This window comes from Streptomyces sp. NPDC047869 (genome assembly GCF_040704065.1).
Lineage (GTDB): Bacteria > Actinomycetota > Actinomycetes > Streptomycetales > Streptomycetaceae > Streptomyces.
The window spans coordinates 267,689-283,151 of record NZ_JBEYRK010000003.1; the positions used below are offsets into that span (position 1 = coordinate 267,689).

Consider the following 15,463-nt stretch of genomic DNA (forward strand, 5'->3'; position numbering starts at 1 on the left):
GCCGGTGAACACAGCCCGGACGGCTGGGAGGCGAACCACGCGGTACTGGCCCACCTGGCCGAACACCGGGTGGAGTGGCGCCCATGACCGCACCCCGGCCCATCCGGCCGAACACCGGGGTGGAGTGGCGCCCCTGAGGATCGTTCCCGAGGGCCTCTTGCGGGGGCGCGGGACAATGGACGGTGGGCCGCGCGAAGGCGGTGCCCAGCGAACCGACCGTACGGAGGAGACGAGACATGGCGGAGCCCACGCCGCGCAGGAACGAACCGCGGCTACGCCCCGCGCCCCTGCTCTTCGAGCCCGCGGAAGCGGCCACCGATCCCGAGCACTTCTTCGACCTGGAGTCGATCGAGGACCCGCAGGAACTGCTGGCGCGGGCGACGGAGCTGACCCAGGCGTTCCGTGCGGCGGCCGACCGGGCCGTGGAGTTCCAGGCCGTCGCGGCGGCCCAGCTCGCCGATCCGCGCCGGTTCGACCGGCTCACGCCGGCGGACATCGCCGGACGCGCGGAGTGGACCGAGGACTACGCCAAGAAGATGGTCGAGTTCGGCCGGGACCTGATGCGCGGCGCTGACGCCGAGGGCCGGTCGCCCGTCGACCCGATCTGACCAATCCCGTCCGGCATATGCCAGGCGGGCAAGATACTCTCCTTCACCCACTCCCGTCCCGGATTTCCGCAACTCAGGAGAACCGCGCACTCACGGCGGGTAAATCTTGTTGGCATGAGCAGCACGCCGAACGTCACTTGTGCCACGGCCGACGGAGCCTCCTGGCTCGCCTCGGCGGGAACGTACCCGCGCAGCACGCTCGCCCTCTGGCGTGAGCGGCCGGACGCCCCACTGGTGCTGCCCTGCGGCACCGTGTTCGACGTGGTGAGCGCCCCGGCGATCTTCGGGCGCCGGATGCTGGACCGGCTGTGGGACGAGGGGCCGGGTTCCGGACCGGTGGCGGTGTTCCGGGGCCGCATGCTGCTCTTCACCGCACCCGGTTCGGCCCAGCGGCTGCCCTCACTGCTGACCTGGGAGGAGTGGGGATCCAACCGCACCGCGGCGGTGCCGCCGCTGCTCTGTCACGGCACCGGGGACGCGGTGACCGTCCCGGCCCTGACCGGCGGCGACCCGGCCTCCGGCGGCTCCCGTTGGCTGGTGGCGCCGGACACCCGTGCCCCCTGGCTGCCGGGCCCCGAGGTGGTCCTCTGGGCGGCGGTACGAGCGGCCCGCGCGGCGGTGCGGATATCGATTTTTCCTCCCGCCAACCATGATGCTAATGTCTACGACGTCAGCAGGCGCCGCTAGCTCAGTTGGTTAGAGCAGCTGACTCTTAATCAGCGGGTCCGGGGTTCGAGTCCCTGGCGGCGCACTATGACGATGGCGAGGAGTGTTCGCGTGAAGCGCGAACCCCCTCGCCATCTCTGTTTGCGCGGAGCAGTCAGCCGACCAGCCCCGGTGTGATCCTCACCGTCCAGGCCCCCGACGCGGTCCGCTCCTGCACCTCGACCTTCACCCCCTCGCCCGGCACCGTGAAGCTCTCGCCCAGGGCGACGGGGGCGTCGGCCAGGGGCGGGTAGACCGAGTTCTCCCAGCAGGCCTCGGTGCCGGGATGGGCGTCCACCACCTCGACCGGCCCGCCGCCGGACGCCTCACCGCTGCGCACGCGGTACACCAGAACCCCCTGCCGGCAGGCCGCGCGGTCGTTCCCGGCCGGGCCGCGCGCCTCGAACGCGAGCACGCTGTCCGGGCCGGTGCGCACCACCGCCAGCTTGGTGCCGTGGCCGAGACCGAACGCCGGGGCGCCCGCGGTGCCCGTGTCGCCAGTGGTACCCGTGGCACGCGTAGCGCCCGTGGCGTCGGTGACGTCGGTGACCTCCGTGACGTCCTCGGCGTCCTCGGCGTCCGGCGCGCCGGCCCCGGACTCACTCCCCCCGGACCCACTCGTCCCGGGCCCGGCGGCCAGCGGCTCCAGGGTCAGCCGGGTCGGGCCCGTGCCCCGTACGCACGCCACCTGGCGCGGGTCCAGCCAGCCCAGCTTCCACTTGTGCCAGGCGAACAGATCCGGGGCGAGACCGAACTGGCTGCCCATAAGGTCCCAGTCGCCGACATAGGTGTCCCAGTCGCCCTTGCCGTCGACCGGGCGGTGGTAGAGGTCGGGCAGGTCGAAGGCGTGCCCGGTCTCATGGGCCAGTACCAGGCGGTCCGGCGGATGCTTCTCGAACACGGTGACGACCCGGCGGACATCGGTGCCGTCGAGCCGCATCGGGGTCTGGAGGTTGACCACCTTCGTCGCGTCCGAGTCGACACCGGGCGCGTCCGGATCGGCGACGAGATAGATCACGTCGTAACGGGAGAAGTCCACCTCCCCGTCGGCCGCGGCGAAGGCGTCGCGCAGGTAGGCGGCCCGGTCGGCGGCACTCCAGTCACGCCTTATGGCGTACGCGGTCGACGGCCGCGGCATGCGCAGCCAGTGCTTCAGCGGGTGCGGGCGCAGGGTGAACCTGCCGTAGGAGGCCTGTTCGTAGAAGCGGCTGGTGGCGGGGAAGTGGTCGGCGGCCAGTTCCTCGGGCGTGGTGTCCGGGTGGGCGTCCGGGAAGGACAGGAAGATCATGACGGCGTCGAGCGTCCCGGCCGGCCGGGGGTAGGCGCTGTTCCAGGTGTCCAGGCCCTCCGAGTGGTGGGCCTCGGTCCGGTGCAGTGCGCAGGGGGCCGTCGAGAAGGGCTCGGCGACCGACGGGCCGGTGAGGATCGAGGTGGCGGCGAGCGCCGACATCGTGGTGGCCACGGCGGCGGTGCTGCGCAGCTTGGGCACGGAAATGACCTCCGGAGGCGGTTCGCGGGACACCGCATCCAGAGTGTGGGAGTTTCTGGCGATTCGTCCTGTTTGCCTGAACCAGAAGGGTGAGTGCGCCCGTTTGCGCGGCGCGCGCACCGGCGGCCGACACCCCGAAACACTCACGGAACGTCACAACTGGTCGGGGACCCAAAGAACCCGTCCAGGTGCGGGCAGAAACGATCTGTCGGAACCTGTGGTCTGTCCGGGACACTGACAAGTGGCTGGAAGCCCCAGGGGTCAGCCTCTATGATCGGCACACTTTCCGGCACGGACCGAGATCGAGTGCACTGCGGGAGCGAGCGGTGAGCGGAACGTCCGAAGGGCCGACGCCCGCGGCAGACCTCGACCGGTCAGCCGTCACAGACAGTGATCACACCATCTACCACCGTGTCTTCGCGGCCGCCCCGCTGTCCATGGCCGTCGTCGACCCCGAGGGCCTGGTCGTCGGCGCCAACGCCGCCTTCGGCGAACTCCTCGGCGCCGACCCGGGGACGCTGACCGGGCGGGCCGCCGCCGATCTGGTGGACCTGGCCTCGGACACCCGCACCTGGCACGCCTACCGCGAGGTTTTGCGCGGCCGGCAGGCGAAGCTGCGCTGCACCCGCCGGATCAAGCACCCCGAGGGGCACTCGGTGTGGGTGCAGGTCACCGTTACCCCGCTGGCGGACGGCGGACCGGGGGTACTGGTCTCGGCCACCGACATCAGCGCCCGCCGTGAACTCCAGTCCCGGCTGCGGCACTTGCAGATGCACGACCCGGTGACCCGGCTGCCCAACCGCACCCTGTTCTTCGAGCGCCTGACGGCCGCGCTGGAGGCGGAGGCCTACGAGCACAGCGGCACCGGCCGGATCGGCCTGTGCTACCTGGACATCGACGGCTTCAAGGCCGTCAACGACACCCTCGGCCACCGGGTCGGCGACCGGCTGCTCGCGGCGGTCGCCGAACGCCTGACCCGGGTCGCCGACGAGGCCGGCTACGCCCGCGCCGGCACCCCGCTGGTGGCGCGGCTCGGCGGGGACGAATTCGCCCTGCTGGTCGAGGACTCCACCGGCACCGAGCAGGTCGCCGACCTCGCCGAGTCCGCGCTGAAGGCCCTGGAGGAGCCGTTCGACCTGGCCGGACAGCGGCTGTCGCTGACCGCCTCCATCGGCGTCGTCGAGCGGCACGCGGCCGGCACGACCGCGACCGGTCTGATGCAGGCGGCCGACACGACGCTGTACTGGGCGAAGGCGGACGGCAAGGGCCGCTGGACCCTGTTCGACCCCGAGCGCAACGCACACCGCATGACCCGCCAGGCCCTCTCCTCCACCCTGCGCCCGGCCATCGAGCGCGGTGAATTCGCCCTGGAGTACCAGCCGTTGGTGGGCATGGAGGACGGACGGCTCAGCGGCGTCGAGGCGTTGGTCCGCTGGCACCACCCCCAGTTCGGCACGCTGACGCCGAATCGGTTCATCGCACTGGCCGAGGAGGACGGTTCGATCGTGCAGCTCGGCCGCTGGGCGCTGGCCACCGCCTGCCGGCAGGCCCGCCGCTGGCAGCTCGACCACCCCGACGAGCCGCCGATCTTCGTCAGCGTGAACGTGGCCGTGCGCCAGGTGTGGGACTCCGACCTGGTGGCGGACGTGGCACAGACCCTCGCCGAGACCGGGCTCGACCCGCATCTGCTCCAGCTCGAGCTGACCGAGTCGGCCGTGATGGGCTCGGCCGGCCGGCCGCTGCAGGCCCTGCAGGCGCTCAGCGACATGGGCGTACGCATCGCCATCGACGACTTCGGCACCGGCTACTCGAACCTGGCGTATCTGAGCCGGCTGCCGGTGAAGGTGCTGAAGCTGGACGGCTCCTTCGTGCGCGGCTTCCAGTACGAGGAGGCGGCGAAGGGGGGGTCGCAGGTGCCGCCCAACCCGGCCGACGAGGTGATCGTGGAGGCGATGATCCAGCTCGCCCACCGGCTCGGCCTGACCGTCACCGCCGAGTGCGTGGAGACCTCGGCGCAGGCCACCCGGCTGCGCCGGATCGGCTGCGACACCGGGCAGGGCTGGCTGTACTCCCGGCCGGTGCCGCCGGACCGTATCTCCGAGCTGCTGGGGACGCAGGACTACGCGGTGGGCAAACCGTAGGCGTCGGCGATCAGTTCGTAGGAGCGCAGCCGCAGTTCGCCGCGGTGGGCGTGGCTGGTGAGCATCAGTTCGTCGGCGCCGGTGCGCTTGTGCAGGTCGTCGAGGCCGGTGCGGACCTCGTCGGCCGTGCCGTGCACGATGTTGCCGCCCCAGGAAGCCACGAAGTCCTCCTCCATCGGGCTGAACTCGTACTTCTCGGCCTCGTCGGGGTCGGGGAAGAGACCGGGCCGGCCGGTGCGCAGCCGGATCATGTTCAGCGCGGTCGCGCGTACCTGCCGGCGGGCCTCCCGCTCGTCGTCGGCGGCCAGCGCGGAGACGCCGATGAGGGCGTACGGCCGGTCGAGGAGCTCCGAGGGCCGGAAGGTCTGCCGGTAGAGGTCGAGCGCCGGGATGGTGTTCTGCGCGGAGAAGTGGTGCGCGAAGGCGAAGGGCAGTCCGAGCATCCCGGCGAGGCGGGCGCTGAAGCCGGAGGAGCCGAGCAGCCAGACGGGCGGGCGGTGCGCGGACTGCACGCCGCCGGGGGTGCTGCCCTGGACGGGGCCGGGGATCGCGTGGATGCGCCGGTAGGGGTGCCCGTCGGGGAAGTCGTCGTCCAGGAAGCGGATGAGCTCGGCGAGCTGCTGCGGGAAGTCGTCGGCGCCCTCGTTCAGGCCGTCGGTGCGGCGCAGCGCGGCGGCGGTGGCGCCGTCCGTGCCGGGGGCGCGGCCGAGGCCCAGGTCGATCCGCCCGGGGGCCATCGCCTCCAGCGTGCCGAACTGCTCGGCGATCACCAGGGGCGCGTGGTTGGGCAGCATGACGCCGCCCGAGCCGAGCCGGATGCGGTCGGTGTGGGCGGCGAGGTGGGCGAGGATCACCGCGGGCGAGGAGGAGGCGACGCCGGGCATGGAGTGGTGCTCCGCCACCCAGTACCGGTGGAAGCCACGGGACTCCGCGAACCGGGACAGCTCCACGCTGGTGCGCAGCGCCTCGGTGGCGGTGCTGCCGGCGCCCACGGTCACCAGGTCCAGTACGGAGAGGGGGACGGGGGCGGTGCCGTGCGTCGTGCCCCGGATCTCGTCTGCCGACACGGTGTGTGCCTCCTGTTTCTGGCCGTGAGCTGTCCAGCGTGGGACAACAGGAGGCTGTCCCCGTTTATTCCGGATCCCGTTCCCCGCCCCCGTCCCTCCCCGCCCTCCCCGTCCCCGGTCAGGCCTGGACGATCGGCTCGCGAGTGAACAGGGAGCCCAGCTCGGGGGCGTTCACCCGCCGGTCGGCGAGCCGCAGCGCCTCCCACACGGTCACCTGGTTGGCGGTGAGCACCGGCTTCGACAGGGCCTTCTCCAGCAGGCCGAGGTGGGCGACCGTGCGCAGCGCGGTGTCCGGCAGCAGCACGGCCTGGGCGTCGGCGACGTCCGCGGCCCGGGCCAGCGTCAGCACCTCCTCCTCGCCCCAGGTGCCGACCTCGGCGGCCGTGATGATCCCGGACGACCTGGACGCGACCACCTCCAGTCCGCCGGCCCCCAGGAAGTCCGTGAACAGCGCGGCCACCTCCTCCGGGTAGGTGGCGCCCACGGCCACCCTCCGCACGCCGATCTCGCGGGCCGCGTGCACGAAGGCGAAGGATGTCGAGGAGGCGGGCATTCCGGCCATCAGCGCCAGCGACCGCACCTGGTCCTGGGCACCGTCCCAGCCGTGCACGAAGCTGCCGCTGGTGCACGCCCACACCACCGTCTCGACGCCGGTCAGCCGGAGCCGCTCCATGCCGTCGGCGAGCCGCTCGGGCGAACCCATCTCACGCAGCGCGTCGACGCGGTGGGCGTCCTCCCCGATGTCCGTGTGCACCAGGTCCACCCGGATGTCGCTGCCCAGGAGCTGCTCGGTGCGCGGGTAGTCGTCCTCCCCGGAGTGGCCCGGGTAGAGGAATCCGAGTGCTGTCATGTCAGCCCTTCTCCGTGTTCCTGTGTCTCTTCCGGCAGTGCGGGCCAGTCACGCGCCGCCTCGTCGAGCAGCGCCTGATAGGGCCCCACGGCTCGGGTACCCAATCGGCGCAGCGCCGCCCACATCGTGACCTGGTTGGCCGAGAGCACGGGGATGCGGAGTTCGGCCTCCAGCTGGGGGATGACGTCGTACGTCGGGAGGTTGGTGCAGGAGATGAACAGCGCGTCGGCCGAGCCGGGGCGGACCGCGCGTCGGGCCATCGCGACCACGTCCCGGTACGGCACCCGCCAGATGTGCCGGGTCAGCCCCATGAAGGCGCAGCCGGTGACCCGCACGCCGGCCTCGGCGACGAACGTCTCCAGGGCCCGGGTGACGGACACCGTGTACGGGGTGACCAGCGCGACCCGCCGTATCCCCAGCTCGCCGAGCGCCTCCAGGAGCGCCCCGGAGGTCGTCACCGAGGGCAGCTCGCCGGACCGGCTCATCGCCGCGCACATCGCCCGCTCCCCCGACCTGCCGCCGACGAAGCTGCCCGAGGTGCAGGCGTAGGCCACGACCTCGGGGGCGACGGCGTTCAGCGCGCGGACCGCCTCGCCGAGGGTCTGGTGCTCGCTGACCAGCCGGGCGAGGTCCAGGCTCACCTCGACCGGCACGAACGGGGTCCGGGTCAGGTGCAGCGACACCTCGTCCGGCACCCAGCGCCACAGCTCGCGGTCCAGCGCGAAGTCGAAGGGGGCCACTACCCCGACCCCGCGCTGTGGGCGGGGACCGCCGAGAAAGGAGACGTCCATGGCACATCTGCCTCACGCTGGGAGACGAGGGCAACCGTCGGTGCGTACGCCCGTGTTGACGAAGGTAGATTCGGGTGCGAGCGTGGTCAATCCGTGCATGTCAGACGCTCGGAGCCGCCCCGTATGACGTCGACTCTCCCCACCCTCCTCGTGCTGGACGCCGACCCGCCGCCCCGGCTCGGCCGGCTGACCGGCCGCGCCCGGATCGAGCACACGGACGCCGCCGGCCTGGCCGGCCGGCTGCCGGGCGCGGACGTGCTGCTGGTGTGGGACTTCACCTCGCACGCGGTGCGCGAGGCCTGGCCGGGCGAGGGGCCGCGGCCGGCTTGGGTGCACACGGCGAGCGCCGGGGTGGACCATCTGATGTGCCCGGAGCTGGCCGCGTCCGGCACCGTGGTGACCAACGCGCGCGGGATCTTCGACCAGCCCATCGCCGAGTACGTGGCCGCGCTGGTGCTGGCGGTCGCCAAGGACCTGCCGCGCACCCTGGAGCTGCAGCGGGAGCGGACCTGGCGGCACCGGGAGACCCGCCGGGTGGCGGGTACGCGCGCGTGCGTGGTCGGTTCGGGGCCGATCGGCCGGGCGATCGCGCGCACCCTGAAGGCTCTGGACGTGACCACGGCCCTGGTCGGCCGGGTGCCGCGCACCGGCGTCCACGGCCCCGGCGACCTCGACCGGCTGATCGCCCGCGCCGACTGGGTGATCGCCGCCGCACCGCTGACCGAGCAGACGTACGGCATGTTCGACGCGCGCCGGTTCGGCGTGATGCAGCCCTCGGCGGTCTTCGTGAACGTCGGCCGCGGGCAGCTCGTCGACGAGGACGCCCTCGCGGAGGCGCTGCGCAGGCGCTGGATCGCGGGCGCCGCGCTGGACGTGTTCTCCGCCGAGCCGCTGCCCGGGGACAGCCCGCTGTGGGGGCTTCCGGGGCTGGTCGTCTCCCCGCACATGAGCGGCGACACGGTCGGCTGGCGGGACGAACTGGGCTCTCAGTTCGTGGAGTTGTACGAGCGGTGGGCGGCGGGCAGGTCACTGCCGAACGTGGTCGACAAGAAGCGCGGATACGTGCCCGGTCACTGACCCACCAGGAGGGTCCATGCAGCTCACCGACCTGACCGCCGTACAGCTCCTCGACGGATACCGCAAGGGCGAGTTCGGGCCCGTGGAGGCGACCGGGCAGGCGCTGGAGCGGGCGCGGCGGATCCAGCCGGAGGTGAACGCGTTCGTCCGGCTCCTGGAGGAGGAGGCGTACGCGCGGGCCCGGGAGTCGGAGGAGCGCTGGCGGCGCGGTGAGCCGGCCGGGCTGCTGGACGGGGTGCCGGTGACGGTGAAGGACATCCTGCTGCTGCGCGGCCATCCGACCCTGCGCGGCTCGAAGGCCGTGTCCGAGCGGGGGCGCTGGGACGAGGACGCGCCCTCGGTGGCCCGGCTGCGCGAGCACGGGGCGGTGTTCATCGGCAAGACGACGACCCCCGAGTACGGCTGGAAGGGCGTCACGGACTCCCCGCTGTCCGGCGTGACCCGTAATCCGCACGCCCCCTCGCGCACCGCGGGCGGTTCCAGCGGCGGCAGCGCGGCGGCCGTCGCGCTGGGCGCGGGCCCGCTGTCGCTGGGCACCGACGGCGGCGGGAGCATCCGCATCCCGGCCGCGTTCTGCGGGATCTTCGGGCTGAAGCCGACGTACGGAAGGGTGCCGCTGTATCCGGCGAGCGCGTTCGGCACGCTCGCGCACGTCGGCCCGATGACCCGGGACGCGGCGGACGCGGCGCTGATGCTGGACGTCATCGGTGTGCCCGACCCGCGCGACTGGTCGGCGCTGCCCGCGCCGGCGTGTTCGTTCCGGGCGGCGCTGGACGGCGGGGTGCACGGGCTGCGGATGGCGTACTCGCCCACCCTCGGCGGGCAGGTGGCCGTCCAGCCGGCGGTCGCCGCGGCGGTACGGCAGGCGGTGGCCGGGCTCGCGGACCTCGGCGCGTACGTCGAGGAGGCCGACCCGGACTTCAGCGACCCGGTGGAGGCGTTCCACACCCTGTGGTTCGCCGGCGCGGCCCGGGTCACCGGGCACCTGGCGCCGCACCTGCGGGAGCTGCTCGATCCCGGCCTGCGGGAGATCTGTGTCCCGGGCGCGCGGGCGAGCGCGCAGGACTACCTGGCGGCGGTGGACGTCCGCATGGACCTTGGCCGGCGGATGGGCCTGTTCCACGAGCGGTACGACCTGCTGCTCACCCCGGCCATGCCGCTGACGGCGTTCGAGGCGGGCCGGGAGGTGCCGCCGGGCTCGGGGCTGCGGCGCTGGACCGGCTGGACGCCGTTCACCTACCCGTTCAACCTCACCCAGCAGCCCGCCGCCACCGTGCCGGTCGGCACGGACGACGACGGGCTGCCGGTGGGCCTGCAGATCGTGGCCGCGCGGCACCGCGACGATCTGGTGCTGCGCGCGGCCCACGCGCTGTACGGGGCGGGGCTCACGCTCGGCTGAAGCTGAGCGTCTCCCCCGCCGCCCCGGTCCGCCACAGGTCGTTGCAGGCCTCGGCCATCCGGTCGAGGCCGTCCACCACCTGGCCCCAGACGATCCCGGGCACCCAGCCCACGTCGCCGTTGAGCAGCAGGTTGTTGCGTTCGTAGAACAGGGCCAGGTCGACCAGGGTGGTGCCGGGGCGGACCTCGCGGTCGTAGCCGTAGGCCTGGGTGCCCAGTTCGGCACCGGCGAAGGAGAAGTAGCACAGGTCACCGGGGATCGGGGTGACCGTGGGGTTCTCCAGTGGGGGTTCGGTGGAGGCGAAGGGCGGGAAAAGGGCGTAGATCTCGTTGCGCGCGTACTTGGCGTGGTAGACGTCACCCGCCAACGGCAGTGCCTCCCACACCGCCGTGCAGGTCAGGGGCGCGCGGTCGTCCAGCAGGCGTGCGGTGCAGTGCACGTCCCGTCGTTCCAGTGAGACTCTGACGAATCGTTCGGCCATGAACCAAGGGTGCATAGGACGGATGCGTCTGGGTAGCTGCGCCGCCATGGCTCCACCACTTGGGAAAGACGCGCACATATTCCGGTCAAAGCACAGACACAGCAGGCGCTCGCTGCTCGCGGGCGTCGCGGCGATCGGCGCGGTGGGCGCGTTGGGCGCCACGGGCTGCACGCGAGTGGCCTCGGCGTCGGACGAGAAGGGCGGCGAACTGCTCGACCGGCTGCGGGCGCAGGGTGTCGTACGGCTCGGGATCGCCGGTGAGATCCCCTTCGGGTACATCGACCGGGACGGTCATCTCACCGGTGAGGCGCCCGAGTTGGCGAAGGCGGTCTTCAAGCGGCTCGGTGTGGACCGGGTGCAGCCGGTGCCGACGGAGTTCGGCTCGCTGATCCCCGGTCTCAACTCCCAGCAGTTCGACGTCGTCGCCGCCGGCATGTACGTCAATCCCGAGCGCTGCGAGCAGGTGATCTTCGCCGACCCCGACTACCAGATGCTGGATTCGTTCATCGTCCGTAAGGGGAACCCGAAGGGGTTGCACTCCTATCGGGACGTGGTGGAGAAGAAGGCCAGGTTCGCCACCGGCACCGGGTACGCCGAGATCGCGTACGCGGTGGAGGCGGGCTACAAGGAGAGCGACATCCTGATCGTCCCGGACCAGGTGGCCGGGCTGAACGCCGTGGAGGCCGGGCGGGTCGACGTCTTCGCCGGTACGGCGCTCACCGCCCGTGAGGTCGTGAAGAAGTCGAGCAAGGCGGAGGCGACCAAGCCGTTCGCCCCGCTGGTCAAGGGCAAGCCGCATGTCGACGGGGGCGCGTTCGCGTTCCGGCCGACCGAGACGAGACTGCGCGACGCCTTCAACGTCGAGCTGCGCAAGCTGAAGCGGAGCGGGGAGCTGTTCCGCATCCTGCGGCCCTTCGGCTTCACCGAGGCCGAGATGACGGACCTCACCGCGAAGGAGCTGTGCGGCGGATGACCTCGGGGCTCTGGGATCTGGTACTGAAAGGCATATGGACCACCGTCCAGCTACTGGTGTTCAGCGCGCTGCTGGCCACGGCGGTGTCCTTCGTCGTCGGCGTCGCGCGCACCCACCGGCTGTGGATCGTGCGCTTCCTCGCCGGCTTCTACACCGAGGTGTTCCGCGGTACGTCGGCCCTCGTGATGATCTTCTGGGTGTTCTTCGTGCTGCCTGTCGCCTTCGGCTGGCAGCTCGTACCCATGTGGGCGGGCACGCTGGCGCTCGGGCTGACGTACGGCGCGTACGGCTCGGAGATCGTGCGCGGCGCGCTGAACGCGGTCGACCCGGCGCAGAAGGAGGGCGGCATCGCGCTCAGCTTCACGCCCTGGCAGCGGCTGCGCCTGATCACCCTGCCGCAGGCGGTGCCGGAGATGATCCCGTCGTTCTGCAACCTGCTGATCGAGCTGCTCAAGGGCACCGCGCTGGTGTCGGTCATGGGCATGGGCGATCTGACGTTCAGCGCCAACCTGGTGCGGCTCGCGTTGCAGCAGAGCGCGGAGATCTACACGTACGTGCTGCTGATCTACTTCGCGATCGCCTTCGTGCTCACCCGGCTGATGCGCGGACTGGAGAAGCGGCTGAAGGCCGGGGTCGGCAAGGACCCGGGGACGGAGTCGTCGGCGCGTGAGCTGAAGCGGGCGCAGACGACCGGTGTCGGCGGGGGTGTCGCATGAAGTGGGACTGGAATGCCGTCGGCGACTTCATGCCGGACTTCTGGCACGGGCTGCTGGTCACCCTGCAGGCCCTGGCTCTCGGCTCGCTGCTGTCCTTCACCCTGGGCCTGGTGTGGACGCTACTGATGCGCTCGCCGTCCCGGTGGGTGCGCTGGCCGGTCGGGGTGGTCACGGAGTTCGTGCGCAACACCCCGCTGCTGGTCCAGCTGTTCTTCCTGTTCTACGTGCTGCCCGAGTGGGGCCTGACCTTCTCGGCGCTGGCCACCGGCGTCTTCGCGATCGGCCTGCACTACTCGACGTACACGATGCAGGTCTACCGGGCCGGTATCGAGGCGGTACCCGTCGGCCAGTGGGAGGCGGCGACGGCGCTGAACCTGCCGCGGCGGCGCACCTGGACCGCGGTGATCCTGCCGCAGGCGATCCGCCGGGTGGTCCCCGCGCTCGGCAACTACGCGATCTCCATGCTGAAGGACACGCCGATGCTCATGGTGATCACCGTGCTGGAGATGCTCGGCCGGGCCCGGCTCTTCTCCCAGCAGCACTTCCAGTTCACCGAGCCGCTCACCGTGATCGGTGTGGCCTTCATCCTCATTTCCTACCTGGCCTCCCTTCTTCTGCGAGCCCTGGAGCGACGTCTTGTCCGCTGACACTCCCCTGATGAAAGAACCCGACGCGAACGCCGGCCCTCTCACGGCCGGGGGTGAGCTGATCCGGCTGGAGGAGGTCACCAAGCGGTTCGGGACGAACACCGTGCTCGACCGGCTGAACTTCTCCGTCGACGCCGGCAAGCACGTGACGCTGATCGGCCCCTCCGGGTCCGGCAAGACCACGATCCTGCGGCTGCTGATGACCCTCACCAAGCCGGACGAGGGCACCATCACCGTGGACGGGGAGCGTCTGTTCCCGGCCCCGGAGAAGCAGGTCCGGGAGGCCCGCAAGAAGATCGGGATGGTGTTCCAGCAGTTCAACCTGTTCCCGAACATGACCGTGCTGCGCAACCTCACCGAGGCGCCGGTACAGGTGCTCGGCATGTCCAAGGACGAGGCCGAGGCACGCGCCCGGGACCTGCTGGAGCTGGTGGGGCTCGCCGACAAGTGCGACGCGCGGCCGACCATGCTCTCGGGCGGGCAGCAGCAGCGGGTGGCGATCGCCCGGGCGCTGGCGATGCGGCCGCGGGTGCTGCTGCTGGACGAGGTGACCTCCGCCCTCGACCCGGAGCTGGTCGCGGGCGTGCTCGACCTGCTCAGGGACATCGCCCGCAGCACCGACATCACGATGCTCTGTGTGACCCACGAGATGAACTTCGCCCGGGACATCTCCGACCAGGTGCTCATGTTCGACGCCGGCCGGGTGATCGAGGCGGGGCCGCCGGAGCAGATCTTCGGCGATCCGGAGCAGGAGCGCACGCGGGAATTCCTCAGCGCGGTGCTGTGACCACCCACCGTGAAAACGGCAACAGCCGAGGTCCTGGCGCTGGGCGATGACCCTGGCATATGCCAGAGGGCCTGAGCCCCAGTTGGGAGGGGCGTGCGGGCGGCACAATCTCGCCAACACCCCCTCCTGGACGGGCCATTGCCCGTTATCGTGGTATCGATCCGACCGACCGGAATCACGGCCACAGAGCGAGCCAGGGGGACACCGTGGCGCTGATGAACGAGCCGACCGCTCCGTACCACTCCGCCCACGACGCGCTGCGCGTACTGGAGACCGTGGCCCGTCACCCCGCCGGCGTCACCGAGGCCGAGCTGTCCCACCACACCGCCCTGGACCCGGAGCGGCTGACCGCCCTGCTGCGCATGCTGCGCCGCGAGGGCTACGTGGAGCAGGTCACGGACGGGGCGTACGTCACCGGCGAGACCCTGCGCCGCCTCACCTCGGCGCACGAGCGCGAGGGCGCCCTGCGCGACAAGCTCCAGCGCACCCTGGACCGGCTGCGGGACTCCGTGGGCGCGGCCGTCTACATCAGCCGGTACGTGGACGGCGAGGTCACGGTCACCCAGTACGCCGCCGGCCCCGGCACCCCCGCGGTCAACGAGTGGGTGGACTTCCGCTTCTCCGCCCACGCCACCGCCGTCGGCAAGAGCCTGCTGACCCAGCTGGACCACAACGCACGCCGCGACCATCTGTCCCGGCACAAGATGGCCCGGCTCACCTCGCGCACCATCACCAGCGACAGGCTGCTGCTCTCCCGTCTGGAGTCGCAGCCGCCGACGGTGCCGGTCCTGGACCTCCAGGAGTACGCGATCGGCACGGTCTGCGCCGCGGTCCCGATCACCGCGGGTTCGACGGTCGGCTGTCTGGCGCTCTCGCTCCCGGTGGAGCACTCGCACCGCCTGAAGCAGGCCGCGGACGCCCTCAACCGGAACGCGGCACCGGTGCTGCTGTCCCTCGCGATCTAGGGCCTGTCCGGGTGGTCACGAGCACCCTCGGGGACCAGGTAGTATTTTCTTCGTCGCCGGCCGCGGGAAGCGGAAGGCGAGAGTCATGCGCCGCTAGCTCAGTTGGTTAGAGCAGCTGACTCTTAATCAGCGGGTCCGGGGTTCGAGTCCCTGGCGGCGCACAGATGAAGGGCCCCTCGCCTCGGCGAGGGGCCCTTCGGCGTGCCCCGGTCCGGCGTGCGGTCCACCGCCGGACCGCACGGATCACGGCATCAGGCCGCCCGCCTCGGTGAACATCATGTGGGCCACGACGACGAAGACCGAGCAGAAGGCGATGCACACCCCGAGGAAGGTCAGCCCGAAGCCGGTGCCGACGGCGAGCCTGGCGCGGGCGGGCGGGAGCGCGGTGGCCCGGTGGGGCTGCTCCGCGAGGTACCGCACGGTGACGAAGTCGCCCTCGAGGACGGTCGCGGGCCCGTCCTCCTCCTCGAAGCGCTGGGTGCGGCCGTCGCGGGTGGTGAACTCGTAGACGTGGTGGACGGTCGTCCGCACGGACGTGTCCCCGCCGCCCCCGCTGGTCGTCGTGTACATCCGCAGACAGCGCGCCTCAGCGGTCAGTCCGTGCTTCCACGTCCTGCTGATCCGCCGGGCCCGGCGGATCAGCAGGTACGCGGCGAACCCGAAGCCCGCGATCATGAGACAGGGCACGACGTAGAAGAGCAGTTCCATCATGAGGTTCCCCCGAGGTCGGTACGCCGCCGCCGGTAGAACGGCGTGGCGGGAACCTA

General features: G+C 71.5%; 16 protein-coding genes and 2 tRNA genes. 12 read left to right on the forward strand and 6 right to left on the reverse strand.

Translation table 11 applies throughout. The features are described from left to right. The first annotated feature begins 236 nt into the window (after window positions 1-236). The 3 genes from AB0924_RS05915 to AB0924_RS05925 all read left to right on the forward strand — a co-directional run bounded on the left by AB0924_RS05915 (window position 237) and on the right by AB0924_RS05925 (window position 1,359). Window positions 237-608: a hypothetical protein gene (locus AB0924_RS05915; protein ID WP_358930574.1), complete on the forward strand. Its 372-nt coding sequence runs from the start codon at window positions 237-239 to the stop codon at window positions 606-608. A gap of 114 nt (window positions 609-722) precedes the next feature. Beyond that, window positions 723-1,295, forward strand: coding sequence for a bifunctional DNA primase/polymerase (locus tag AB0924_RS05920; protein WP_358930571.1), 573 nt, complete (start codon window positions 723-725; stop codon window positions 1,293-1,295). Continuing rightward, window positions 1,286-1,359, forward strand: a tRNA-Lys gene (locus tag AB0924_RS05925). Before AB0924_RS05920 ends, AB0924_RS05925 begins: the two co-directional genes overlap by 10 nt. 69 nt (window positions 1,360-1,428) lie before the next feature. Here AB0924_RS05925 and AB0924_RS05930 read toward each other — a convergent pair. Then, window positions 1,429-2,808, reverse strand: a complete 1,380-nt coding sequence (locus AB0924_RS05930; RefSeq protein ID WP_358930591.1) for a M6 family metalloprotease domain-containing protein — start codon at window positions 2,806-2,808, stop codon at window positions 1,429-1,431. 320 nt (window positions 2,809-3,128) lie between these two features. Between AB0924_RS05930 and AB0924_RS05935 the strand changes: the two genes are divergently transcribed. After that, complete coding sequence (locus AB0924_RS05935; RefSeq protein ID WP_366910750.1) at window positions 3,129-4,943, forward strand: bifunctional diguanylate cyclase/phosphodiesterase; 1,815 nt, start codon at window positions 3,129-3,131, stop codon at window positions 4,941-4,943. On the opposite strand, the gene AB0924_RS05940 is transcribed toward AB0924_RS05935, so the two are convergent. From AB0924_RS05940 to AB0924_RS05950, 3 genes are all read right to left on the reverse strand, one after another. Continuing rightward, complete coding sequence (locus AB0924_RS05940) at window positions 4,922-6,010, reverse strand: LLM class flavin-dependent oxidoreductase (protein WP_358930567.1); 1,089 nt, start codon at window positions 6,008-6,010, stop codon at window positions 4,922-4,924. The two genes, AB0924_RS05935 and AB0924_RS05940, sit on opposite strands and share 22 nt — an antisense overlap. A gap of 118 nt (window positions 6,011-6,128) precedes the next feature. Then, on the reverse strand, window positions 6,129-6,860 hold the full coding sequence (locus AB0924_RS05945; RefSeq protein WP_358930565.1) for a decarboxylase: 732 nt from the start codon (window positions 6,858-6,860) through the stop codon (window positions 6,129-6,131). After that, complete coding sequence (locus AB0924_RS05950; protein ID WP_358930563.1) at window positions 6,857-7,651, reverse strand: decarboxylase; 795 nt, start codon at window positions 7,649-7,651, stop codon at window positions 6,857-6,859. The genes AB0924_RS05945 and AB0924_RS05950 overlap by 4 nt, the downstream gene beginning before the upstream one ends. A 123-nt stretch (window positions 7,652-7,774) precedes the next feature. On the opposite strand from AB0924_RS05950, the gene AB0924_RS05955 reads away from it, so the two are divergent. Together AB0924_RS05955 and AB0924_RS05960 are read left to right on the forward strand one after the other, a co-directional pair. Then, window positions 7,775-8,728 (forward strand): D-2-hydroxyacid dehydrogenase, encoded by a 954-nt coding sequence (locus AB0924_RS05955; RefSeq protein WP_358930561.1) that lies wholly within the window; start codon window positions 7,775-7,777, stop codon window positions 8,726-8,728. A gap of 16 nt (window positions 8,729-8,744) precedes the next feature. After that, window positions 8,745-10,127: an amidase gene (locus AB0924_RS05960; protein WP_358930559.1), complete on the forward strand. Its 1,383-nt coding sequence runs from the start codon at window positions 8,745-8,747 to the stop codon at window positions 10,125-10,127. Here AB0924_RS05960 and AB0924_RS05965 read toward each other — a convergent pair. Continuing rightward, window positions 10,114-10,608 carry a DUF3830 family protein gene (locus AB0924_RS05965; protein WP_358930557.1) on the reverse strand — a complete coding sequence of 165 codons (495 nt, stop codon included), beginning with the start codon at window positions 10,606-10,608 and terminating at the stop codon, window positions 10,114-10,116. The genes AB0924_RS05960 and AB0924_RS05965 overlap by 14 nt on opposite strands. 46 nt (window positions 10,609-10,654) lie before the next feature. On the opposite strand from AB0924_RS05965, the gene ehuB reads away from it, so the two are divergent. The 6 genes from ehuB to AB0924_RS05995 all read left to right on the forward strand — a co-directional run bounded on the left by ehuB (window position 10,655) and on the right by AB0924_RS05995 (window position 14,857). Further along, a complete protein-coding gene (gene ehuB, locus AB0924_RS05970) occupies window positions 10,655-11,581 on the forward strand; it encodes an ectoine/hydroxyectoine ABC transporter substrate-binding protein EhuB (protein WP_366910751.1) in 927 nt (308 codons plus the stop codon). Continuing rightward, a complete protein-coding gene (gene ehuC, locus AB0924_RS05975) occupies window positions 11,578-12,297 on the forward strand; it encodes an ectoine/hydroxyectoine ABC transporter permease subunit EhuC (protein WP_358930552.1) in 720 nt (239 codons plus the stop codon). The genes ehuB and ehuC overlap by 4 nt, the downstream gene beginning before the upstream one ends. Next, window positions 12,294-12,944, forward strand: a complete 651-nt coding sequence (gene ehuD / locus AB0924_RS05980; RefSeq protein WP_366910752.1) for an ectoine/hydroxyectoine ABC transporter permease subunit EhuD — start codon at window positions 12,294-12,296, stop codon at window positions 12,942-12,944. Before ehuC ends, ehuD begins: the two co-directional genes overlap by 4 nt. Window positions 12,945-12,954: 10 nt before the next feature. After that, on the forward strand, window positions 12,955-13,731 hold the full coding sequence (gene ehuA, locus AB0924_RS05985; RefSeq protein ID WP_358930548.1) for an ectoine/hydroxyectoine ABC transporter ATP-binding protein EhuA: 777 nt from the start codon (window positions 12,955-12,957) through the stop codon (window positions 13,729-13,731). A gap of 206 nt (window positions 13,732-13,937) precedes the next feature. Further along, a complete protein-coding gene (locus AB0924_RS05990; RefSeq protein ID WP_366910753.1) occupies window positions 13,938-14,696 on the forward strand; it encodes an IclR family transcriptional regulator C-terminal domain-containing protein in 759 nt (252 codons plus the stop codon). 87 nt (window positions 14,697-14,783) lie between these two features. Beyond that, window positions 14,784-14,857 (forward strand) — tRNA-Lys (locus AB0924_RS05995). Window positions 14,858-14,939: 82 nt separating this feature from the next. Here AB0924_RS05995 and AB0924_RS06000 read toward each other — a convergent pair. Continuing rightward, complete coding sequence (locus AB0924_RS06000) at window positions 14,940-15,404, reverse strand: DUF3592 domain-containing protein (RefSeq protein ID WP_358930589.1); 465 nt, start codon at window positions 15,402-15,404, stop codon at window positions 14,940-14,942. Between the last annotated feature and the right edge of the window lie 59 nt (window positions 15,405-15,463).